This is a genomic window from Pasteurella canis (assembly GCF_900454865.1).
In the GTDB taxonomy this organism is placed as follows: domain Bacteria; phylum Pseudomonadota; class Gammaproteobacteria; order Enterobacterales; family Pasteurellaceae; genus Pasteurella; species Pasteurella canis.
This window is the reverse complement of sequence record NZ_UGTV01000015.1, coordinates 734,060-758,398: the sequence shown is the minus strand read 5'-3', so window position 1 is coordinate 758,398 and position 24,339 is coordinate 734,060. Positions and strand designations below refer to the sequence as shown.

Here is a 24,339-nt window from a genome sequence, read left to right as displayed (position 1 = left end):
AACATTTGCAATATCAGGCATCTTATTGCATAATACGCCACCTAATCACTTGATAAGCTTATTTAGTGGTTATTCTATGGAAATCTTCTCGGTTCCTCGCAATGGTATCTGGTTTACCTGGTCAGGTTCGGAAGAAAGCAGCCAAAGTCAGCATCACTGTGTGCCGAGATCAAGCTGGGGAGATTTCCACCCAACTCGCCATTCATTATAAATACTAAATTCTTGCGACTAATTTTTTAAAATAGCTATTTTCTTGTTGGATTAGTTCATTATAGGTACCTTGTTCGATTAGTTTCGCTTCATCAACAATGTATATCTTGTCAAATTGTTCAATAAATGTGAGGCGATGAGTAACCATCAAGAGCGTTTTATTTTTTGCATGCGTTAAGATCAAATGCAGTATTTGGCGCTCAGTTTCTCGATCTAACCCTTCTGTGGGTTCATCTAACAATAAAATCGGTGCATCATTAAGTAATATACGAGCAAGTCCTAAACGGCGTTGTTCACCACCTGATAACGGGCGTCCACCATCACCAAGCCATAAATTTAATCCTTCCTCTTGTTCAACTAATTTAGCTAAACCTACCTGCTGCAATATCGCAATCATTTTTTCATCAGTGATCTTATCTGGGGTTGCTATTTGTAAATTATTACGCAAGCTATCACTAAATACATGAACGCGTTGAGTTAAAAAACATATTTGCTGACGGAGTGCTTGCTCTGAATACTCTTGAATAGGCATACCTGAGAGTAATAATTGTCCTTTATTGGCATCATAGTGACGAACTAATAATTGCAATAATGTCGATTTCCCACTGCCTGTTTTACCAAGAATCGCTACTTTTTTGCCTTGTTCAATTGTAAGACTAAGATTATTTAATGCGAGATTTTTACGATCAGGATATGTAAAAAATAGTGAATGAGCTTGAATAAGTGGTTGTTTTGTTGTGTTAGTTTGATTGAACTGTGCTGTCCCTTCAAATTTGACCAGAGGGGCTTGCTCAATGATTTCATTAACTCGTTCAGCGGAAGCTATCACCTGACCAATATGTAAAAAAGCTGCGCCAATTGGCATTAAAATTTCAAAGGCAGCAAGTGCTGAAAAAGCGAATAAAGCAATTAACGCTGCTTTATACATACCTGTGCCTAAATCAATATCTGCGACAATCCAAAGTGTTGTTGCAAGTATGAGACCATTCACAAATAACAGAATCGCACTGGAAAGTCCCGCTAAGTTGGCTTCTTTTTGTTGGTAATCTTGCCAGTCTTGTTCTGTTTTATTCAGCTTTTCTTTTAATGGTTTTTCCGCATCAAAGAGTAATAATTCTGCTTGAGATTGAATAAATTCGACAAATTGAATGCGATAGATTGCACGTGACTGTATTAATTTATCACCAAACTTATTCCCTAAGTGATAGAAAAGAGTTGGAATGGCTAATAAAAATGTTAATAAAGTGGAGCCAATGAATACAGCAAGAGGAATATGAATAAAACTTAATCCGAATGTAATAAGCGCAATCACTACAATTGCACTAATAAAAGGAGCGATTAGGCGTAAATACAAACTATCAAGGGTATCAACATCAGCCACTAATCGGTTTAGTAAATCACTATGACGATAGCGATTCAAAACAGCAGGACTTAATGGAATAATCCGACTGAAAACTTGAACACGTAATTTAGCTAGCACACGAAAAGTTGCATCATGTGTCACAATTTTTTCGAAATAGCGTGCAACAGTTCGACCAATTGCTAAACCACGTACACCCGAGGAGGGGTAGAAGAAGTTAAACAATGTACCGACTCCAGCAATGGCTGTTGCAGCTAAAAACCAACCAGAGAGCGTTAATAAACCAATACTCGCGGCTAAGCCTGTAATCATTAAAATTACCCCTAAAATTAGAGGAAATTTAGCGTACTTAAATAAACGTAAAAAAGGGAATAATACGCGCATTAGTTTAGATCCTGTTTTCGTTGAGCCAGTAATTCAGCAAAGAAACCTTCATCTTTTAATTCTTCAAAATGACCTTGTTGGATAATTTGTCCTTGTTGCATAACAAGAATCGCATCACATTGTTTGAGATCTTCGATACGGTGAGTAATCATCAGAGTAGTTTGCTGTTGGCTCATTTGTTGTAAAGCTTGTAAGACTAGATTTTCAGATTGTGCGTCTAGGCTTGCTGTAGGCTCGTCCAATAATAATAAATGACTCTGGCGAAGTAGTGCGCGTGCAATAGCAAGCCGTTGTGCTTGCCCGACTGAGATACCTAATCCCCCATCTTTAATTTCACTGTCTAATCCTAATTTATCTGTAAACTCTTTAGCTTGTGCGAGTACCAGTGCTTGCTCAATTTGATGTTCATTCGCTTCAATATTCCCTAACAATAAATTTTCTTTAATTGTACCTTGCAGTAATAAGGGATTCTGTCCAACCCAAGCAATGTGCTTACGCCATTGTGATAAATTCATTGTTTTTAATTCAATCCCATTAATTTTTAAACTCCCTTCATAAGCTAAAAATCCTAGTATTGTATTAATTAAAGATGTTTTTCCCGCACCACTTTGACCAACTAAAGCAGTGTGGCTTTGAGCCGGTAAAGAGAAGTTTAAAGGCTTTGTTAAAGGGTTGCCTTGTGGAGATAATACGACTAAGTTTTGTGCAGTAATGTCAACCGCACGTTTTATGTCTAAAGATTGTTGGTGAGCCGATTGTGTAGATGTATGTTCTGTCTCTAAAAATTCGACAATCACATCCGCAGCACCAATTCCCGCAGCACGATCATGGTAATAAGTACCGAGATCGCGTAGTGGTTGATAAAACTCAGGAGCTAAAATAAGACAGAAAAAACCAACAAATAAAGTTAAAGGAGTATTATAAGTACCAAAATTGAGTTCTCCTAAATAGCTAAACCCGAAATAAACTGCCATTAATGCGATAGAAATTGATGTAAAAAACTCTAATACGGCAGAGGAGAGGAATGCCATTTTTAATACATCCATTGTTGTTTCACGAAATGCTTCAGTATTTTCTTCGATATGTTTTGTTTGTTGTTCAGTAAGATTAAATAAACGTAATGTTTCTAAACCTCGTAGGCGATCTAGAAATTGCCCACTTAACTTTGCTAAAGCAGCCATATTTTTTTGACTACTCTCTGCAGCAGCAATCCCAACTAAAATCATAAAAATAGGAATTAGTGGTGCGGTGAGCATTAAAACAAGACCCGCAGCCCAATTAAGTGGAAATATAGCAATTAAAATCACGATGGGCACAATGGCTGAGAGTGCCTGTTGAGGTAAATAACGAGCGTAGTAATTATGTAAGTTTTCTACTTGTTCTAACATAATAGATGCCCAGCTGCCCGCTGGTTTTTGATTGATTGTTGCAGGTCCAACTTGATGAATTTTGTCTAAAATTTGCTGACGGATAGAGTTACGTAAAATTCGACCGCACTTAAAGCCAATTTGCTCACGTATCCAAAGAATAGTTGCTCTAAGTGTAAAACCAATGATAAGACCGAAAAAATAGAATGACAATGTACTACGATCAGTTCCTGATATAATCAAGTGATGTAATAAACTCGCTAAAAAATAAGTATTAATAACTAAAATTACAGATGAAATAGACGCGAGAAGAATGTTCAAACTTAGTAGTTTTTTAATGGGCTTCTGCTGTGACCAAAGCCATTTCTGTAAATATTTTTGACGTGTTTTTTGCATAGTAAAGTGATTTCAACTTAATGATTAATCTTGTTATAAAATAGTGAAGGACGCGTTGAGTGCGTCCTTAGCTTGATAACTTTGGTGCTATGTTTTTCAAGTTTTTCGTATGTTTATATCTAAGCTCTAACATTCATTTATAGTGTCAAACTTTTTCTATTGATTAGAGATTAAAATCATTCCACACCGACAACAGTTTATCATAATTTATCCAAAAATATGATGTTAAAATATATTGTTGATGTGGCTATGATACTTATATGGTTAACATTGTAAAATAACGGTTTAGGCGTCTAATGCATCCAAATATCGCTCCGCATCTAGTGCAGCCATACAACCTGTTCCCGCAGATGTAATTGCTTGACGATAATTATGATCCATCACATCACCAGCAGCGAATATGCCTTCCACAGAAGTAGCGGTTGCATTACCTTCTAACCCAGATTTTACCACAATATAGCCATTATTCAGTTCAAGCTGCCCTGCAAAAATTTCTGTATTTGGTGCATGACCGATAGCAATAAATAGGCCATCTAACATTAAATCTTCTGTTTCGTTAGATAATGTATTTTTTAGGCGTACACCAGTCACACCCATGCTATCACCTAAGACTTCATCTAAAGTGCGGTGGGTATGGAGAATAATTTTACCTTCTTCCACTTTTTTCATTAAACGATCAACAAGGATTTTTTCACTACGGAAAGTATCACGACGATGAATCAAATGGACTTCAGATGCGATATTCGCTAAATAGAGCGCTTCTTCCACAGCAGTATTTCCACCTCCAATAACTGCAACAGGTTTGTTACGATAGAAAAAACCATCGCAAGTGGCACAAGCCGAAACACCTCGCCCTTTATACGCGTCTTCTGATGGTAGTCCAAGATAGCGAGCAGAAGCACCAGTTGCAATGATTAATGCATCACAGCTAAAAGTCTGTACATCACCATATAGTTTAAATGGACGAGAGGAAAAATCGACCTTATTAATATGATCAAAAACAATTTCAGTTTCAAACTTTTCAGCATGCTGTAACATACGTTGCATAAGCTCTGGACCTGTAGTATCACCAAAATCACCAGGCCAGTTTTCAATTTCAGTTGTTGTTGTTAATTGACCACCTTGTTGTAACCCTGTCACTAAAACAGGTTTCAAGTTTGCACGAGCTGCATAAATAGCTGCGGTATACCCAGCTGGGCCTGAGCCTAAAATAAGTAACTTACTATGTTTAATTGAATCCATTGTATTTCTCTCTTTCATATTTAAAATGTTGTACTTTAATTATAGATACTTCTTTATATTCAAGCTATCAATTCATTCTCATTTGTCTTATTAATATAATAAGGAATAGAGTAAACGGCGGTATTTAGCTGTAATTGGATCGTTTTGTCCAATTGCAGATAAAATGGATAGAAATTGTTGTTTTACTTCGCCATTTGCTGCATTCAAATCATTTTTTAATAGTGTAAAGAGCAAAGATAGAGCCTCTTCATCACGATTAGCTTGATGAAGCTGTACTGCTAATTTTAAGGCAAGCACAGGAGATGGATTTTGTGCAAAATCTTTCTGTAGCTGTTGGATTTCGGGTGTATCTGCTGCTTGAATTAATAGGTCAATTTGTGCTTGTAATCCTTGCCAGCGATTATCTCGATCTTGTAATGGAATTTGATTTAAAATATCTTGCGCAGGTTCAACTTTTTTCATCGCTATATATGTTTCCGCGTATAATAAGGCAATATCACTGTTTCGCTTATCAGAAATTTCCCATGCTTCTTTTAATAAAGGTAGAGCTTCTTGGTAATTTTCTGTTTCCAGTAATGATAATGCCTTCATAAATTTAATTTCTTCCTCTTTAGGAAGAATAATAGCTAGGCGTTGTTGTAATGATTGTTCATCTAGGCTGCCTTGAAAAGCATCTAATGCTTGTCCCGCTTTGAATAAATAAGTTGTCGGCAAGGCTTGAATACGAAATTGTGCGGCAATCATTTGCTCTTTTTCACAATTAACTTTTGCTAATACGAATTGACCTTGATATTGCTCTGCATAGCGTTGTAAAAGTGCGGTAAATTCTAATGAAGTTTGATGGCTAGGAGCATAGAAAACAATCACTAAGGGTGATTGTTCCGAAAGCTGTAATGTTTCATTTAAATTTTGTTCTGTTATTTCAATTAGATACTGAGCGTTTGTCATCCAATTTTCCTAAATCATATGTACATAAAATAGACTTATTCTAACAAAGATATTGCTGGTAGAGTAGCATACCTTTAAAAATTTCGGTTTCTATATTATCAGTTAAAATCGTTTATTGTATAATAAACGCCTTTTTTAGTTTTTCACGTTTATGAAGATGTTTAAGAACTTTATTAATTATTTAAAAAGAAGATTATTTTATCTTTGGCTACTACTATTTTCTTTTGCTTCAACTCTTATTTCGCCAGAACAAAGCATACATTATGCAGTATTAGGTGTTTTTATCTTTTATTATTTGTTGTATGCATATAATGAGAAATTATTTTCTTTTATCGTATTCTTTATCACTATTACACTCTCGTTATATTATCCTATATCTCAATATTATGGTTCTTTGAATTCTGGAATTGTTGCAGCATTTTTGGAAACAAATATAGATGAATCTCTAGAGTTTATGCAGAAAATAAGCTTTTCTCAGCTATTATTTCCTCTTTTTTATATTTTAGCTGCAATTATTTTAATTAGATTAAAAAAATATAATCAACGTTCTCCATTTGATAGTAAAAAAAGAGTCATGTATATCATCTTGTTTGGTGTATTTTGTTTTTCACTCTTATATATACCTACTAAATTTTATTTAGAGCGTTCTTCAGAAGAAGATGAAGAGACGAGATGGACACTATCTAATAGCCCAATTAATATTATTTCTTTTTATGTGAATATTTATGAAAGTATCCGAGATTATTATAGCGAGAAAGCTGAGTTAGAAAAGGCGGCTTATGTGATGCCCCCTTGGCAAGTATTATCGGCTTCTCCAGAATATCAGAATTATGTTTTAATTATTGGGGAAAGTGCTCGTCGCGATTATTTATCGACTTATGGCTTTGAATTACCAACAAGTCCTTTTTTAGATAAAACAAAAGGCTATATTAATAGTGGTTATATTTCTGCTGCACCAGCTACATATCATTCATTATTAAAATCACTGTACTTTAAGAAAGATAAAAAGATAGATTATAGCTATAACATTATTACGTTAGCAAAAGCAGCTGGTATTGAAACAAATTGGCTATCTAATCAAGGTAGTATTGGTAAATATGATACTATTGCAAGTCGAATTGGGGCGGGTGCAGATTTCTTCTATTTCACTAAGAAAGGTGGGTTTAATACTGGAGATGAAGATGATTTTAAATTGCTTGAAAAGCTTAGAGAACGTTTAGATATAAATAATAATACATCAAAAACAAGGTTATTTGTTTTGCACTTAATGGGGTCACATCAGGATTTTTGTCAACGTATTACTGAAGAAGAGAAAAAATTAGAGTTTATAAACAAAAAGATGTCATGTTATGTTAATAGCATCTTAAAAACTGATAAATTAATTAGTGACACAGTTGACTTATTAAAGAGTAGAAATGAAAGTTATTCATTAATTTACTTTTCCGATCATGGTCTCAATCATATTGAAAAAGATAATAAAGAAAAATTCAATTTAGATTACGATTCTAAGTTTAAGTCAAATTATGAAGTACCTTTTTTCAAAGTTTCAAGTGATGACTTAGTGAGAAAAGTCGTTAACACAAAGCGAAGTGCGTTTAATTTTATGTATGGATTTAGCCAATGGTTAAATATTACGACACAAGAATTGAATAAGCATTATGATTTCTTTTCTGATCAGGATGATGAGGACATTAAAGTATTTAATTTTGAAAAAAATATTAGCTTTAATGAGCTAGAAGAAGATTCTATTCATAAAATCAAGGATGTAAAATAATGAAAAATGGAAATTTAAATATCATTAAGACAATCTTTTTTCTTTCAGGATTTGCTGCCTTAATTTATCAAATTGCTTGGCAGCGTTTATTATTTACTGCGTTTGGTGTCGATCTAGAATCGATTACAATCATCATCGCCGTATTTATGGCTGGTTTAGGTATTGGCGCATATTGCGGAGGACGAATTGCAGATAAATATCCACAGAAAATTGTTCTTATTTTTGCACTAGCTGAATTAGGTATAGGGGCATTTGGTTTTGCGAGTCCAACATTAATTGAGTTAGTTAAAAATATATTTTTATATTCAAATATTTCGACAATTGCATTAGCTAATTTCTTATTGCTATTGTTTCCAACATTTTTAATGGGTAGTACACTGCCTTTATTAACTCAGCATTTAAATCGTTATGTCGATAATATCGGGAATAATATTGGCTGGTTATATTTTGTGAATACTTTAGGTGCGTCTAGCGCTTGTATTATGACTGGTTTTTTTCTATTTAGTTATTTTGATTTAGAGCAAGTGATTTATATTGCAGGCGCAATTAACAGCTTCATTGCATTTGTTATATTTCTGCTTTATCGCAATACTGGTAATGATATTGCTTTAGAGGAAGAAAGTTATCAAATGACTAAACAAGCAGAGGTAATCAATTCCACTCATCATATTATTCAAAAAGCCGTTATCTTATCTTTTGTAGGTGGTTTTTTAAGCTTAAGTTTAGAAGTGATTTGGATAAGATTGTTTTCATTTTATTCAGCATCAATACCTCAAGCTTTTTCAATTATTCTTGCATTATTTTTATTAGGGATTGCTTTTGGGTCTTATATTGGCAAAAAAGTCTGCCAAATGGGTCAAGCGAGTATCGATTATATTGGTAAAGTGTTTGTTGTTGCCGCATTTTTTGATTTGTTCATTCTCGTATTAATTAGCCATGCTTCAAATAGAGCTATATTTATCTTAGGTGTTTTTATCATTGCATTATTGCGTGGTATTGTTTTTCCTATTGTGCATCACTTAGGATCTGAAAATAAAAAAACGGGTGCAGCTATTTCTAATGTGTATTTTGCGAATGTATTAGGTTGTACTTTAGCACCAATTTTTATTGGTTTTTATTTACTTGATCTATTAAATACCCAGCAAACATATTTTGTCATCATTCTGTGTACTTTTGTGATTGCATATTTTTGTCTAGCTCACAAAACATTGAAAAGAGTTTCTTTGAGTGTTGCACTGTTTTCTGCTTTATGTATTTTTTTACCAGACAATATCATTCGAGTGTTATCTGAAAAGGATAATTTATTAACTGAAAGAATTATTGAAAATAAGCACGGATTGATACAAGTTTATGCTAATAAAGATAATGAACATATTGTTTATGGAAGTAATGTTTATGATGGTATGTTAAATATTGATATTGACCATAATACTAATGGTATTCATCGTGCTTATTTATTATCTGCAATTGCCCCAGAAGCAAAAAAAGTATTAGTTGTTGGTTTAAGTACAGGCTCTTGGGTCAGTGTTTTAGCTTCAATGCCTCATTTAGAGTCAATCACGGTTGTAGAGCTAAATCCTGCCTATCCATTATTAGCAAATTCTTATCCAGAAATGGCAAAAATTTTGAAAGATAGAAGAATCAATATTGTGACGGATGATGGACGTAGATGGTTAACTAAAAATAAAGATGAAAAATTTGATTTTATCTTAATGAATACAACATTCCATTGGCGAAGTTATGCAACTAATTTATTAAGTCAAGATTTTTTAGAATTAACAAAACAGCATTTAAATAATAATGGCTTTGTGTATTTTAATACAACAGGCTCTTTAGATGCGTTATTTACAACACAACAAGTTTATCCTTATACCTACAAGTACGTCAACATGGCATTAGGTTCTCTGAAACCTGTTACAAATTTAACGGAAGAGCAGGTTTCGGATGCATTAACAAAACTAACTTGGCAAGATGGGAAAAAAGTCTTTACTTCTGCTGAGAAGGTTGAACTGGGAACAAAAATTATTTTGAATGATCACATAATACCTTATAAAGATATTGACTTTTCTTCAATAAAAAGACCATTAGAAGTGATTACAGATAGAAATATGATTACTGAATATAAGTACGGTATTTTATCTTTAAAGCATTAATTTATCAGGTTATTTAATTAAAAACAGCATCTTAAAAATAGATGCTGTTTTTTTATCATTCTTCCTCATATTCTTTTTTTATAATTTCATCTTCATTAAGTTTTAACAAACGTGCAATAGCATTGCGATAAGAGATCTCCAAAGTTTCTCGGCTAGTTGCCATAACACCTTGATCGATTAAAAAACCGTCATTTACATCATAAACCCAGCCATGCAGAGACAATTTTTTACCATTTTTCCAAGCAGATTTGATAATAGAGGAACGACCTAAATTATAAACTTGTTCTGCGACATTAATACGTGTCAACATATCCGCACGATTTTCTGGCGATAAGTTGCCGAGTAGATGGCTATGTTTATACCAAATATCACGAAGATGAAGTAACCAATTATTAATTAAGCCCAAATCTTGGTCTGCTATTGCGGCTTTTATCCCTCCACAATTAGTGTGCCCACAAATAATAATATGCTCAATATTTAATACATCTACTGCATATTGCACTACAGAAAGGCAATTGAGATCAGTATGAATAACTTGATTTGCCACATTACGATGAACAAATAGTTCCCCAGGCCCTAAATTGGTTAATTTTTCTGCAGGAACACGACTATCAGAGCAGCCAATCCAGAGATAACTAGGCGTTTGATGATCAGCCAATTCTTTAAAATAAGAGGAGTTCTCCTCTTTCATACGTAAAGCCCAACTATAGTTATTAGCAAAAAGTTGTTCAATTTTTTTCATTCAGTTTTCCTATACAGCAGAAACAGAGCGTTAGTATATCTTACAAATTGAAATGAGGTAAATGTTGAAAAGAAACAAATAACTAATAAAAATATTGATTTTTATTCTAATCTATTTAAAATTTTCACTCTTGATTAAAATAAAAACAATTATCATTACTTATTAAGGATGGAAAATGAGAAAGCAATTCAAAAAAGGACATTTAACCTTATTCTTATTATCAATAAGTTACATCAATGCCAATGCCGCTTTTGCAAAAGTTGAATCTTCCACAGAACAACTATTACCTATCATCGTTTCTTCTGATGAAGAAAATAAAACAGCAGGTCGCTCAGTATTGAAGCAGAAAAATATTGATCAACAACAATCAGATAATGCAGCTGATTTAATTAATATTTTACCTGGTGTTAATATGGCAGGTGGATTTCGTCCAGGTGGACAAACATTAAACATTAATGGAATGGGCGATGCTGAAGATGTACGAGTTCAATTAGATGGTGCGACGAAGAGCTTTGAGAAATATCAACAAGGCTCAGTGTTTATTGAGCCAGAATTATTAAATAAAGTGACTGTAGATAAAGGAAATTATTCCCCACGATATGGTAATGGTGGGTTTGCTGGCACAGTGAAATTTGAAACTAAAAATGCGTCTGATTTTTTAAGTGATAATCAAAAAATTGGTGGTTTATTTAAATATGGAAATAATAGTAATAATAATCAGAAAACTTATAGTGGCGGATTATTTTTACAAAATGAACAACGTAATCTTGATTTATTACTATTTGGTTCAGTACGCAATGCGGGTAACTACACAAGACCAGACGGAAGTAAAATTCTCTTTTCGCGTAATAACCAAAAAAGTGCTTTAGTAAAAGCAAATTGGGCTATTTCTCCTGAACATTTATTGACCTTTTCTGGAGCTTATGGTTCTCATTCTGGTTGGGAACCTTGGGCTGCTAAAAGAGATATTTCTTCAAAACCAACGGTTGAAGAAATAAGAAAATATGGATTAGATATTGCTTGGAAAAGAAAACTTGTTTATCGAGATCAAAAAGATGAAAGTTACACTTTACAGTACCGTTATTTCCCTGAAAGTAGTCAATGGATTAATTTAGCGGCTCAATTAAGTTATAGTAAAACAACACAAAATGATTCTCGTCATGAAAAAGCAGCTTCTTCTTTTTTAGGTACGTTAGGGAATAAGAGTTGGATTACTTACTCAGATATGAGCGTAGATATCAATAATACAAGTACGTTTACTACACATAATGTTGATCACGAATTTTTACTTGGTTTGCAATGGATAAAAAGTAAAAGAGATACATTAATATATCATAAAGCAGGTGCTAAAAATCCTAAATATAACTATGGCTATTTCCAACCTTCTTATATGCCATCTGGTCGCCAATATACTCAAGCATTGTATTTACAAGATCAAATGAAATGGCAAGATATCTTATTTACAGCAGGATTGCGTTACGATCATATTAATAATATCGGTAAAGCAAATATTGCTCCTGTTTATAACGATAAGTCTGTTGGACATGACTATAGTCAGAGAAACTATAGTGGCTGGTCTTATTATTTAGGGTTAAATTATGATGTGACAACGTATTTGAATTTATTTGCTAATTATAGCCGTACTTGGCGTGCGCCTGTGGTTGATGAACAATATGAAACTCAATATTCTTCAGCCTCAGTAACAGCCACATCTCTAAATTTAGATAAAGAAACGATAAACCAAACTAGAATAGGAGGCGTTTTTAGTTTTGACGATACTATTTTAAAAGATGATTCATTACAATTCCGAGCAACGTATTTTTATAATCGGGGTAAAAATGAGATCTTTAAAACACGAGGTGTAAATTGTGTAGAAAATGCTTTAGATGTTGATAATAATGTTTGTTCTGGAATTATTAGTAATTACCGTAACTTACCTGGTTATGTTATTCAGGGTGCAGAGCTAGAAGCCTACTATCAATCAAAATATCTCTTCGGTAGTGCGACTTATTCTTATGTAAAAGGACGACGTGATACTTCGCCTAGAAATCCATGGGGTAAAACAAAAACATGGATCGCTGAAATACCAGCAAGAAAAGCGACAGTCACTTTAGGTTTCAATATACCTCATTATTATTTGACTGCAGGATGGAGAGCTGAGTTTGTTAGAAGACAAGATAGATCGCCAATTGCGGGTGATCCTAAAGCAGTATACTGGTCACTACCTTCCTCAAAAGGCTATAGTTTACATGGTGTATTTGCTTCTTGGAGCCCTTCAAGATTAAAAGGTCTCAATTTTAAAGTCACTGTTGATAATCTATTTAACCGTTCTTATCATCCATATCTAGGTGAACTCGCATCTGGTTTAGGACGAAATGTTAAATTTAGTGTTACACAACAATTTTAATAAAAAAGCCCGATCATGATTGATTGGGCTTTTTTATATAGTTTAAAGTGCGGTGGCTTTTTTCATTTTTTTAACAAATTCAGCTAATGTGATAAGACCTTGTTCTGGCTGTGTTAAATACTGTTCAATAATTTTAACAATAGCAGAGTCAGATATCACGCCAGTAATGCCTGATTGAATCGTTTCTCGAACTTGTTCTGGTTGAGAAATATCAACCCCTTGTAAAATAGGTGGTGCATGGTTGGCTTTTAAACGTTCAACAAGGGTATCTAAACTTTTCGCTTTGTCTTGATTGTTCGCACTAGTTACATCTGCTCGAGAAATTAGATATGTATAGCCTTGACTATATTTAGCCACTTGTTGGATAGTTTTCTCATCAGCATTAGGCGGACAAATAAAAACTTGCTGAATACTATATTTCTCTGCTGAAGGCGTAAACTCTCGATGAGCGAATAAAGGTACATCGACAATGAGTACTGCATCTACACCAGCTTCTGCACAACGTTGATAAAAGCATTCAATCCCTTGTGCATAGACGAGATTTGCACATAGCAATAAGCCAATAGGAATGCCTGGAAATTTAGACCGCACTTTAGCTAATAAGGCAAAACTTTCTTTACTGCTACAAGCCGCTTCAAGAGCGCGTTTATTTGCTGCTTGAATGATAGGGGCATCTAATAACGGATCAGAAAAAGGAAAACCTACTTTTAATGCATCTGCACCGCTTTCAATTAAAGCACAAATGATATCAAAAGAGCGATCGAAGTTTGGATCACAAAGTGTGACAAAAGGAATAAATGCCCCCTCATTTTTCATATTTAACTGATGAAATAACTGATTAAAACGGCTCATGAGAAAACTCCTTTTCAGCTAAAATTTTGTCTACAGTAAAAATATCTTTATCACCACGACCAGATAAATTTACTACTAATAACTGTTTTTTTTCAGGGGATTGCCGGATTAGTTTTAATGCATAAGCAAGAGCATGTGAACTTTCTAATGCAGGAATAATTCCTTCATGACGTGCAAGGGCTTGAAAGGCTTCAAGTGCTTCATCATCAGTAATTGACTCATATTCGGCACGACCTGTTGAATAAAGATGTGCATGTTGCGGTCCAACAGAAGGGAAATCTAAACCTGCAGAAATAGAATAAGACTCTTCAATCTGTCCATCTGGGGTTTGCATGAGAGGGGCTTTCATACCGAAGTAAATACCTGTTCGACCATGGCGCAGTGGTGCACCATGTTGACCTGTTGAAATTCCTTTCCCTGCGGGTTCAATACCAATTAATTTTACCTGTTTTTCTTCAATGAAATCAGTAAAAATGCCGATTGCATTAGAACCACCGCCTACAGCAGCAATCACCGCATCAGGTAGGCGCCCTTCTTTTGCTAATAACTGACGTTTTGTTTCTTCACCAATAATTTTTTGAAATTCGCGCACAATTGTTGGAAAAGGGTGGGGACCTGCTGCTGTTCCTAATAAATAATGAGTATCTTGATAATTTTCAGCCCAGTCACGCATTGCCTCACAACAAGCATCTTTTAACGAGGCCACTCCTTTAGTTACAGGTATCACTTTTGCTCCCATTAAACGCATACGGAAGACATTAGGGGATTGGCGTTCTACATCTTTTGCTCCCATGTAAATTTGGCAAGGTATATTTAACATCGCACAGGCAAGGGCGGTTGCTACACCATGTTGACCAGCACCTGTTTCTGCAATAATGCGTGTTTTCCCCATACGTTTTGCTAATAGAATTTGTCCTAAAACTTGATTAGTTTTATGTGCGCCGCCATGCAATAGATCTTCCCGTTTTAAATATAATTTCGTTTTAGTGCCTTGAGTGAGGTTACGGCATAGAGTTAATGCAGTAGGACGTCCTGCATAATTGTGTAATAAATCGAATAGCTCTTGTTGAAATTCTGAATCTTGTTGTGCCTCGATAAAAGCTTTTTCAAGCTCTTTTAATACTGGTACTAGAAGTTCAGGGACATACATCCCGCCAAATTCCCCAAAATAAGGATTAAGTAATGTGTCTGACATGAATAACATTCCTATATTTATAATAATTAACAAGAACTATTAAACTAGTACATAAATAAAAAAGCAAGTGTTTTTTGAAAAGAAGATTTATTCAGCTTATTTTTACAAACACAAACTAAATAAATCTTCTATGAGTTGTAATAAGGTAGGGATTATTGTTTTCTGGCTACTTGTAGCGCCGCACTGCTTTGGGCAACAGGCATGACTTCAATACGGTTAATATTAACATGAGCTGGTTGTTGATTCGCCCAAAGAACAATATTCGCGATATCTTCAGCACGAATAAATTCGACATTCTCATATAATTTTTCTACACGTTGATCATCACCTTTAAAACGAACATGTGAAAATTCTGTACCACCACACAGTCCAGGTTCAATGTTAGTAACACGAATAGCAGTTCCAATTAAGTCTGCGCGTAAATTTAAACTAAATTGTTTTACAAAGGCTTTTGTTGCTCCATACACATTGCCACCAGGGTAAGGATAAGTTCCAGCAATTGATCCCATATTGATAATATGGCCTGTGTTACGTTCCACCATTTTAGGGAGAATTAAACGTGTCATCGTGACTAACCCTTTCACATTAGTGTTAATCATCTGTTCCCAATCCGCTAAATCAACTTGATCCGCGCGTTCTAGCCCTAATGCTAATCCTGCATTGTTTACTAGTAAATCAATATGTTGCCATGCTTGAGGTAAGCTTTGTAGTGCCTGTTCTGTTGCTTGTAGATCAGATACATCAAAAGCAAGTGGGTAAAAATCTTCACCTAATTCACGATGAAGTTCAGTCAGACGATCGACACGTCGAGCGGTACCAATTACTTTATAACCATGTTCCACTAATGTACGACAAATAGCCGAACCAAATCCAGCACTGGCACCTGTTACTAATGCGATTTTTTGCATTGTTCCTCCTATAATTTCATTTGCTAAAATACGTTAGAACATCATAGCAATTTTTTTTACATCTTTCATGCCTACTTGATATAAGCGACAATATTCAATCTGTCTTTCTTTAACCTCAGCTGCTTGTATTTTAACATACAGGCGACTTCATCTCAGTCTGTATCATGTACAATAACCGTATGTTGGTAAGCTACTGTTATGCATAGGCTTTAATTAATTCAAGCGAATACGCGCCTAAAAGTGATCTTTTCGGTTTTGTAGGATTCATTAGTGGACCTAAATTACTAAAAATCGTACAAAGTTAAACTAAATAAGGTCGATAAGATAAAGCTTGGTGTAATGAGCAATAATATAAATAGCCGAATAAATACGTTATAGTGGAGGAGATTAGGATGGGGTAAAAGAAAAGGCAGCTTTTAATACTGCCTTTAAAAATTAGAATGTACTTGCGATTTGATCAAGTTCTGCTTTTGCTTGAGTTTGTGCTTTAGTAACTGCTTCTTCGCCTAGACCAAAACCTTCTGCGTAAACAAATTGAACATCTGTGATACCAACAAAACTTAACATAATTTTCATATAAGAGGCAACGATATCTGTTGCTTGACCTTTGTGCATACCACCTGTTGTAGTGATAACAATTGCTTTTTTACCTTTTACAAGACCTTCTGGGCCATTTGAGCTGTATTGGAAAGTTACACCTGGACGAGCGATGAAATCAAAGTAGCTTTTTAGCTGTGCAGGAATATTGAAGTTATACATTGGTGCGTTGAATACAATAACATCAGCATTTTTTAATTCAGCAACTAATTCATCAGAAAGTGCTAAAAGTGCTTTGTCTTCATCTGTATTTGGCTGACCTCTTAATGCGTTAACTGCAACACCATCAAAGTAAGGTAATGTTTTTGCTGCGATATCGCGCTCAATGACATTAACATCGTTTAATTTTGAAACAAAATAATCTGAAAGTTGGTTACTTTGAGAGTAGCCAGCTAAAATACTTGATTTTAACACTAATACATTTTTCATATGATAAATATCCTTTTTGCTGTAATGGAATATAAAGGAATGTCATTATATGCTTTATTATTTCGAAATAAATAGTATTTTTAGAAAAAAATTATCAATAAAAAGTAAATAATGATGATATAAATTGCACTTTATTGTGAACTCGCTATTATAAATTCTCTTATTTTACTTATTTACATTAAGAGGGAATCTTATGTGGTCTGAAATTGCCGCAGGTTATGCCGTATTTATATTGGAAATTTTAACAATTTTATTAGTTATTGCTGGTATTGGATTTATGATTTTTGTTTTAAAACAGCACAAAGCGAAAGCACAAGGGGAATTACTCATTACGGATCTATCACAGGATTACAATGATAATACAAAGAAATTACGTGATTTTCATTTAAGCGAAGATGCACTTAAACAAGTCGAAAAAGCACAGAAAAAGACAGATAAAGAAAAAGCAAAAATAGAAAAAGTAAAACGTAAAAAAGAAAAAGAGATCGATATAGAACGTAAACCTCATTTATATGTTTTAACGTTTACTGGTGATATTATGGCGTCAGAAACGAAAGCATTACGTGAGGAAATTAGTGCAATTATTGGTGCAGCTAAGCCAGAAGATGAAGTATTATTACGCTTAGAAAGCCCTGGTGGTGTTGTCCACGGTTATGGTTTAGCCTCATCACAATTAGCTCGCTTAAAACAACACGGAATTAAACTTACTGTCGCGGTCGATAAAGTCGCTGCAAGTGGTGGTTATATGATGGCTTGTGTCGCCGATAAAATTGTTGCTGCTCCTTTTGCCATTATAGGTTCTGTTGGTGTCGTTGCACAAATCCCGAATATCCATCGTTTTTTGAAAAAGCATGATGTGGATGTAGATGTAATGACAGCTGGAGAATATAAGCGCACTATGACAATGTTAGGTGAAAATACTGAAAAAGGTAAACAAAAATTTCAACAAGAACTCGAAGAAACCCATCAACTTTTTAAACAATTTGTTTTAACAAATAGACCAAACTTAGATATTAATAAAGTAGCCACAGGAGAACATTGGTTTGGTGAACAGGCTCTCGCACTGAATTTAATTGATCATATTGCAACAAGTGATGAATTAATCTTAGAGGCGATGAAAGATAAAACAGTATTATCTGTAAAATATTCAATTAAAAAATCACTCATGCAAAAATTTGGTAAACAAGTAGAAGAAAGTGTAGAAAATGTTTTATTGCGCTGGTTAAAACGAAATGATAGTACATTACTTTAATCGCACTTCACATTGCATTACTTTAGCTTAACCAGCTTTACATTACTTGACTAAATGTTGTGAAATATTAGAGATTTATTAGTTTACTTTGTGAATAATACGACTTACTATATTGAGTCGAATTTTGAACAATTTCAATATCTCTAGTTATTCCGTGAAAAGCTAAAGGTAAAAAAGAGAAGTTTTATTAAGAGTCACTCCCTAAACTTATTTGCTGTGATTATGAGAATGACGATTTCCAACAATGAAAGGAACTAAGGTAACACATATGAAATTATCACGTTTTTTATTAACCGCTGTTGCTGCAACAACATTAGTTGCGTGTGGTAACTTAAGCAAGATAACTGATGAAGGCACATCAGATAATTTGGTTTGGCCAAAAATTGATGAGTCAGTATTCAATCACGATGGTAGCCAATTTGGTTCTTGGCCAAACTGGGATAATGTTCGTATGATTGAACGTGGTATGAATAAAGATGAACTTTATAACTTGATTGGTCGTCCACACTTTGCTGAAGGACTTTATGGCGTTCGTGAATGGGACTATGTGTTTAATTATCGTGAAAATGGTGTACACAAAGTTTGCCAATACAAAATCCTATTTGATAAAAACATGAATGCACAAAGCTTCTTCTGGTATCCAAATGGTTGTAATGGTAATTCAGCGTTTAGTTTAAGTGGTGATTTCTTATTTGATTTTAATAAAGATGCATTAACTGAAAAAGGTAAAGAAGTCGTTGATAGTGTAGCTGCACAATTAAAATCATCTTCAGCAAAAGAAGTGAAAGTTGCTGGTTATACAGACCGTTTAGGTTCAGAGTCATATAACTTAAAACTTTCTCAACGCCGTGCAGATCGTGTTAAAGCACGCTTAATTGAGCAAGGTGTTGATGCGAACATCCATGCTGTAGGTTATGGTAAAGCACAGCAAGTAAAAGCTTGTGACGGTGTACAAGGTGCTGAATTAAGAGATTGTTTACGCCCTAACCGTCGTGTAGAAATTACCGCTTCAGGTACAACATTAAAACAAAATACACAAGGTATGGAAGCAGGTACAACAGGTCCAGCGCCACTTTATAGAAAATAAACTAAGTGTTTTTTGAATAACAATCCGCCCGTAAAACGGGCGGTTTTTAGGCCACCCTATAAGGGCCTAGTACTTCACATGCCCCTCAAGGGGCATGTGAAGTCTGACAACCGTTCAATAACTCTGTTGCCTACCCCTTAAAGGGGTCCATATATTCTTTCTTCGATAAATTATCCTGAATCATATCTTCCTTTTCCTGATTTCGGATATATTCCTCTACAATTTTTGTATTTAAACCTACTGTACTTACATAATAGCCTTTCGCCCAAAAATTTCGATTCCCATACTTATATTTTAAATTTGCATGTCTTTCAAATATCATTAGCGATGACTTACCTTTTAAATACCCCATAAAACTTGAAACGGCCAGTTTTGGAGGTATCCTTAACAGCATATGGATATGATCTTTCATTGCATATGCCTCTATTATCTCTACATTCTTGTAGTGACATAATTGTCTTAGTATCCCTCCTATATCAACTCGCAATTTTCCATAAATTGCTTTTCTCCTATACTTAGGGATAAAGACTATGTGGTACTTACAGTTCCATCTTGTGTGTGATAGACTTGAATCGTCATTGGATTTACTTGCCATGACTTATCCTCCTATATGTTGAATTTTGGTTGTCAGCCTTGTTCATTATAGGAGGATGTTTTTTTCTGCTCACCGCTTAAGCTTTTCTGTTCCATACGCAAAGCGTATGGTTTTTATAGCTAGACTTTGTCTAGCTATAATAAATAAAAGGCTCTTCATACGAAGAGCCTTTTGCTTATGAGTATCAAGTTAATTTGCTAATAAATCATGAATAAATTTTTTAGTGAGTTCAACATAATGTCGGTGAAAGCGATGACTAAAATTCAGCAAATAATAGAGTTGATAAATCGCTTTACGCTCTTTATATCCTTCTTCAATGGGATAAGTGCGGTCATAATTTTCATAAAATTGTATCGGGAAAGGCTCAAATAGCTCACTGAAAGCCAAATCACATTCTCTGTCTCCCCAATAACAAGCAGGATCGTAAGTCACGATTTGATCATTTACACTGGCACAATTTTCAATCCATAAATTACCGTGTAAGAGTGAAGGAACTGGTTTATGCTTAGTGAGTAATTCAGCCACTTTATTAACTATTACATCAATATTACCAAAATCTAATTGCTTTTCTCTGCATAATTGTAATTGCCAACCAATACGTTGTTCACTAAAAAATTTGGCCCAATTATCTTTCCATTCATTCGGTTGATATTCTGGTCCAAGCCAAGTGTCAAAATCTAAACCATAATTTTCTGAACCTTTAATCAGATGCAATTTAGCAAGTTGTTCACCAAATCTAGCCATCGCTTGGGCAGAATTATTTTTATTTAAATTTAAGGCTTCTAATAGTAAAAAACTGTGTGTATGTGAACAGCCTACAGTATAAACATTAGGCACTTTTATGGTATCTGTTTTAGCAAGGAGGGTGAGCTGATCAGCTTCAGCACGGAACATAGACCGAAATGTTTTATCATTCACTTTGACAAAAACAGGTTGGATGCCATCATCAATAATCCAAGCCTCATGCATTTCACCCGTGTGAATTTTTTCTTTATGTTTAATTGAATAGTAGGCACCGAATTGATCAGCCAATACTTGAGAAACATGTTTCCACATAGCACCCTCCGATATTGAAAATATTTCATTGATAGTGTAAAAGATTAATGAAAAATTACTGTGATAGATATCAAAGTTCTTTACTTTTAATGCTAGTTTTAATCTATTTTATCGTAGAAAAGTGTTTTTTCTTTTAAAAACGAAAAGATGTTTTGTTATTGTCAATTGATAACAGAATGAATGTAAATTCATTAAAAGAGATGGAATAAATCAGTGCTTGAGTGACATTTTTGTTGTATATATACACTTAATTTTATGCTTTAGGAGAGATTATGCGTCTTTTAAGAAAATTGAACTATGTATTGTATTTATCATTTTGTATGTCTATATCCGCTCAGGCAAAAATGGAAGATAAGCAACATTTATTAGCACGATTACAATCATCCTTTGAATATATGACGCAAATTGCGAATAGTGATTCGCTTAACCCAATCGAAATTCAACCCGTTAGGCCAATAAAAAAGTTTGATCCTAAAGATGAACATAATTTCATTGTGCTTCCTGCTAAAAAACAAATAGATAGCGAGGAAATAAATCAATTTTTCATGCAAAAGCAAAGTCATATCGATTATAAATATCCTTATTATTTTTTTAATATCCCTAAAGAAAGCTACAAATTAGCTAAGTTACTCGGTTTAGAGCCTGATTACTTTTATCGGAATACTCAATTACACCCTATTTTTACACCAACTGAGATGGTGTTAATGGATGGCTCTCGTGAAACAAATATTGACTATTTATCACCCTCAAAAATTTTTACAGATAAGAATATTGAGGGAGAATTAGAACAACATCATTTGTCAGAAATAGAGCAATCTGTTTATGCGACAAAAGATAGCTTTTATGACCAAGTTGTGATTGAGAGTGATCAAACATTAAAACAAGTTTCTTTCCAAGTTGATTTACCTTTACAGCACTATCAGTCTTATAAAATTACTCAAGTGCCTGATAAAATTGAGACGCAATTTGATAGTATTCACCTCACTCAAATTACGGGGAATGCCGTGACATATCGGTTGCCTAAAAATAGGGTAGGTTCTGTTATTATGCATGCTTTTTATCAAGATGGGCGTGCATTATTGAGTATAGGTTCAAGTATACATCCTTTACTAACTGATGATGAAAAGTCATATCACCGCCAATTAGCCAATCTTTTTAAAGAGGTTCATCGTTTAGTAGACATGGATAAAATCAAAACAGAAAAAGAGATCAGAGATTTTTTTCAAGCTCGCCAGCCTTTCCCTCCAGAAGTTGACGAAGACAAACGCTATTTTCAAATAACACGTTATTATACTGGTGATGTATCTCAAATTGTTTTCCAACTGCCAGAACAGATAGAAAGACAGCAGTTTAATATCGTATTGCCAGTGCCACATAATGAACAAAAATAGCGACCTATTATTACAATTTACTCATCAAAAGAGCTACTCTACAATATACAGAAATGATTCTGTAAATGATGAAAGACTAAAAACAAGGGTTAAGCTAAATAGATGTAAAAAAACAAACCGCACTTTACCTAGTAAAGTGCGGTCATTTCTACAAAATTTTTGGCTAGTCTGCTAATTTAGTGCCATAAAAATAACTATAACCAAATGGGCTTTGTTTATAATCTTTTACCCTTGGGCTCAAAGCTGTGTTTGTGATGGAATGAGCGATAGTAATCCAAGGTGCTTGTTCTTTAGCAATCACTTGTGCTTGTTTGTAAAGGGCGGCGCGTTCATCTTGATTTGATAAGCTAATTGCTTGGTTTAACAATGCATCAAATTCAGGATGACGCCAACGGGCATAATTACTATTTCCAATATTTTCACTGCCTAATAGCGGTGATAAGAAATTATCAGGATCACCATTATCTCCAGACCAACCGTAAGTACCAGCTGTTAATTCTCCAGCTTTAGTTCGTTTGATATAATCGCCCCACTCATAGCTGACTAATTTTGCTTTTACTCCTGCTTTTGCCCAGTCATTTTGAATTACTTCAGCCATCCGACGAGGATTAGGGTTAGAAGCACGTACCACAGGCTGAACCCAGATTTCTGTTTCAAACCCATTTGGATAGCCCGCTTCAGCTAATAATTGTTTCGCTTTTTCAATGTTAAAAGGGTAGTCTTGTATTTCATCATTGTAGCTCCAAATTGTTGGTGGCAGAATATTTTTCGCGATAACCCCCGCACCTTGGTATACCACATCAATAATGGCTTGTTTATCAGTTGCGTAGTTTAACGCCTGACGTACTTTAACATTATCAAAAGGCGCCTTTTCAGTATTAAATGCGATATAAGCAATATTTAGCCCTTCTTTCGACATTAATTGTACTTTTGGATCCGCTTTCATTTTGGCTAAATCTGCAATATTTGGGAAATCAATCATATCGCAAGCCCCTGACTGTAATTTAGCGTAACGAGTTCCCGCATCAGGCACGATATCAAAAATTAAGCGATCAATATCAGCTTTAGGCTGCCAATAATCAGGGTTAGCCAAAAAACGAATTTTTTGTTCCAATTGATATCCCGCAAAGATAAAAGGACCTGTTCCAATTGGTGTTGTATCAACTTTTTCTGGCGTACCTGCTTTCAGCATTTTATCAGCATATTCTGCTGAATAAATAGAAATAAAATCCATACCTAAACTCGCTAAGAAAGTAGCATCAGGTTTATTTAAAGTGATTTTTACTGTGTGATCATCCACTTTCTCTACTGCTTTGAGTAGCTTTGGAAACTTCATGGCATTAAAGTAAGGGTAAGTTCCTTTAGATACAGCATGATAAGGATGAGATTTATCTAATTGGCGTTGGAAAGAAAAAAGGACATCGTCAGCATTAAATTCACGTGTCGGTTTATATTCCTTTGTACTATGGAATTTCACGCCTTTACGTAAATTAAAGGTATAGGTTAAACCATCATCACTAATTTGCCAGCTTTCTGCAAGGGCAGGTTCAATATCTGTGGTACCACGCTTAAATTCAATTAAACGGTTATAAACTTGTTGTGAGCTTGCATTATATGAAATTCCCTCCATTACTAATGCGGGACTGAAACTACTCGGTGCGCGACTCACACAATTAATGAATGTTTTGTTGGCGGCTTGTACAGTACTGATAGCAAATAAACCAGCCGCAATTAAAGAAAGTTTTGTCGTGAGTTTCATGGCGTCTCCTCGTCGTGAAAATAACGTTTATTGGATCCATATACTAAAATAAATTAGTTAGATTAACAAAAGAACTTAGTGTTTTAATTTATAACGAGTTAGTATAAATGTGAATGATTATTTGTTTTTAATATAAAAAAATGTGTATTTTCAGAGGATCTATACTGATTCAGCAAATTCTAAATCGCCAATAATCATTAAATATGTTACACTTTCTAACCGCATTTTTGCCTTA

The 24,339-nt window shown here is 34.4% G+C and carries 19 protein-coding genes and 1 other RNA gene; 7 read left to right on the top strand and 13 right to left on the bottom strand.

Going from position 1 to position 24,339, the window contains the following annotated elements:
- The first annotated feature begins 85 nt into the window (after positions 1-85).
- Positions 86-184, top strand: an RNA gene (gene ffs / locus DYE19_RS04105) — signal recognition particle sRNA small type.
- A 30-nt stretch (positions 185-214) separates the two neighbouring features.
- Here ffs and cydC read toward each other — a convergent pair.
- The 4 genes from cydC to DYE19_RS04085 all read right to left on the bottom strand — a co-directional run bounded on the left by cydC (position 215) and on the right by DYE19_RS04085 (position 5,907).
- Positions 215-1,954: a heme ABC transporter ATP-binding protein/permease CydC gene (gene cydC / locus DYE19_RS04100; protein ID WP_115322708.1), complete on the bottom strand. Its 1,740-nt coding sequence runs from the start codon at positions 1,952-1,954 to the stop codon at positions 215-217.
- On the bottom strand, positions 1,954-3,717 hold the full coding sequence (gene cydD, locus DYE19_RS04095) for a heme ABC transporter permease/ATP-binding protein CydD (RefSeq protein ID WP_115322707.1): 1,764 nt from the start codon (positions 3,715-3,717) through the stop codon (positions 1,954-1,956). The genes cydC and cydD overlap by 1 nt, the downstream gene beginning before the upstream one ends.
- 285 nt (positions 3,718-4,002) lie before the next feature.
- Entirely contained in the window at positions 4,003-4,959 is a 957-nt protein-coding gene (trxB, locus tag DYE19_RS04090; protein ID WP_115322706.1) for a thioredoxin-disulfide reductase, read from the bottom strand.
- Between the two features lie 90 nt (positions 4,960-5,049).
- Positions 5,050-5,907 carry a co-chaperone YbbN gene (locus DYE19_RS04085; RefSeq protein ID WP_115322705.1) on the bottom strand — a complete coding sequence of 286 codons (858 nt, stop codon included), beginning with the start codon at positions 5,905-5,907 and terminating at the stop codon, positions 5,050-5,052.
- 157 nt (positions 5,908-6,064) lie between these two features.
- On the opposite strand from DYE19_RS04085, the gene DYE19_RS04080 reads away from it, so the two are divergent.
- Both DYE19_RS04080 and DYE19_RS04075 read left to right on the top strand, forming a co-directional pair.
- On the top strand, positions 6,065-7,681 hold the full coding sequence (locus tag DYE19_RS04080; RefSeq protein ID WP_115322704.1) for a sulfatase-like hydrolase/transferase: 1,617 nt from the start codon (positions 6,065-6,067) through the stop codon (positions 7,679-7,681).
- Positions 7,681-9,834: a fused MFS/spermidine synthase gene (locus tag DYE19_RS04075; RefSeq protein WP_115322703.1), complete on the top strand. Its 2,154-nt coding sequence runs from the start codon at positions 7,681-7,683 to the stop codon at positions 9,832-9,834. Before DYE19_RS04080 ends, DYE19_RS04075 begins: the two co-directional genes overlap by 1 nt.
- A 55-nt stretch (positions 9,835-9,889) precedes the next feature.
- On the opposite strand, the gene can is transcribed toward DYE19_RS04075, so the two are convergent.
- Entirely contained in the window at positions 9,890-10,576 is a 687-nt protein-coding gene (can, locus tag DYE19_RS04070) for a carbonate dehydratase (protein WP_115322702.1), read from the bottom strand.
- 175 nt (positions 10,577-10,751) lie between these two features.
- Here can and DYE19_RS04065 point away from each other — a divergent pair, with 175 nt between their 5' ends.
- The gene (locus DYE19_RS04065; protein WP_115322701.1) at positions 10,752-12,983 is read left to right on the top strand and encodes a TonB-dependent hemoglobin/transferrin/lactoferrin family receptor; all 2,232 of its coding nucleotides are present in this window, start codon (positions 10,752-10,754) and stop codon (positions 12,981-12,983) included.
- Positions 12,984-13,025: 42 nt separating this feature from the next.
- On the opposite strand, the gene trpA is transcribed toward DYE19_RS04065, so the two are convergent.
- The 5 genes from trpA to DYE19_RS04040 all read right to left on the bottom strand — a co-directional run bounded on the left by trpA (position 13,026) and on the right by DYE19_RS04040 (position 16,964).
- Positions 13,026-13,835, bottom strand: a complete 810-nt coding sequence (gene trpA / locus DYE19_RS04060) for a tryptophan synthase subunit alpha (protein ID WP_115322700.1) — start codon at positions 13,833-13,835, stop codon at positions 13,026-13,028.
- On the bottom strand, positions 13,822-15,030 hold the full coding sequence (gene trpB / locus DYE19_RS04055; RefSeq protein WP_115322699.1) for a tryptophan synthase subunit beta: 1,209 nt from the start codon (positions 15,028-15,030) through the stop codon (positions 13,822-13,824). Before trpB ends, trpA begins: the two co-directional genes overlap by 14 nt.
- Positions 15,031-15,182: 152 nt before the next feature.
- On the bottom strand, positions 15,183-15,938 hold the full coding sequence (locus tag DYE19_RS04050) for an SDR family oxidoreductase (RefSeq protein WP_115322698.1): 756 nt from the start codon (positions 15,936-15,938) through the stop codon (positions 15,183-15,185).
- A 196-nt stretch (positions 15,939-16,134) separates the two neighbouring features.
- Complete coding sequence (locus DYE19_RS11445) at positions 16,135-16,230, bottom strand: hypothetical protein (protein WP_224743428.1); 96 nt, start codon at positions 16,228-16,230, stop codon at positions 16,135-16,137.
- A 143-nt stretch (positions 16,231-16,373) separates the two neighbouring features.
- A complete protein-coding gene (locus tag DYE19_RS04040; RefSeq protein WP_115322697.1) occupies positions 16,374-16,964 on the bottom strand; it encodes an FMN-dependent NADH-azoreductase in 591 nt (196 codons plus the stop codon).
- Positions 16,965-17,157: 193 nt separating this feature from the next.
- Between DYE19_RS04040 and sohB the strand changes: the two genes are divergently transcribed.
- Together sohB and DYE19_RS04030 are read left to right on the top strand one after the other, a co-directional pair.
- Positions 17,158-18,216: a protease SohB gene (gene sohB / locus DYE19_RS04035; RefSeq protein WP_115322696.1), complete on the top strand. Its 1,059-nt coding sequence runs from the start codon at positions 17,158-17,160 to the stop codon at positions 18,214-18,216.
- A gap of 268 nt (positions 18,217-18,484) precedes the next feature.
- Complete coding sequence (locus tag DYE19_RS04030; protein WP_115322695.1) at positions 18,485-19,303, top strand: OmpA family protein; 819 nt, start codon at positions 18,485-18,487, stop codon at positions 19,301-19,303.
- Positions 19,304-19,433: 130 nt separating this feature from the next.
- Here DYE19_RS04030 and tnpA read toward each other — a convergent pair whose 3' ends face one another.
- Together tnpA and DYE19_RS04020 are read right to left on the bottom strand one after the other, a co-directional pair.
- A complete protein-coding gene (gene tnpA / locus DYE19_RS04025) occupies positions 19,434-19,898 on the bottom strand; it encodes an IS200/IS605 family transposase (RefSeq protein ID WP_005738721.1) in 465 nt (154 codons plus the stop codon).
- Between the two features lie 189 nt (positions 19,899-20,087).
- Positions 20,088-20,954 (bottom strand): fructosamine kinase family protein, encoded by an 867-nt coding sequence (locus DYE19_RS04020; protein WP_049214451.1) that lies wholly within the window; start codon positions 20,952-20,954, stop codon positions 20,088-20,090.
- 302 nt (positions 20,955-21,256) lie between these two features.
- On the opposite strand from DYE19_RS04020, the gene DYE19_RS04015 reads away from it, so the two are divergent.
- The gene (locus DYE19_RS04015) at positions 21,257-22,345 is read left to right on the top strand and encodes a hypothetical protein (protein ID WP_147285037.1); all 1,089 of its coding nucleotides are present in this window, start codon (positions 21,257-21,259) and stop codon (positions 22,343-22,345) included.
- Between the two features lie 163 nt (positions 22,346-22,508).
- Here DYE19_RS04015 and DYE19_RS04010 read toward each other — a convergent pair whose 3' ends face one another.
- Positions 22,509-24,104 carry an ABC transporter substrate-binding protein gene (locus DYE19_RS04010; protein WP_115322693.1) on the bottom strand — a complete coding sequence of 532 codons (1,596 nt, stop codon included), beginning with the start codon at positions 24,102-24,104 and terminating at the stop codon, positions 22,509-22,511.
- Positions 24,105-24,339 lie beyond the last annotated feature (235 nt).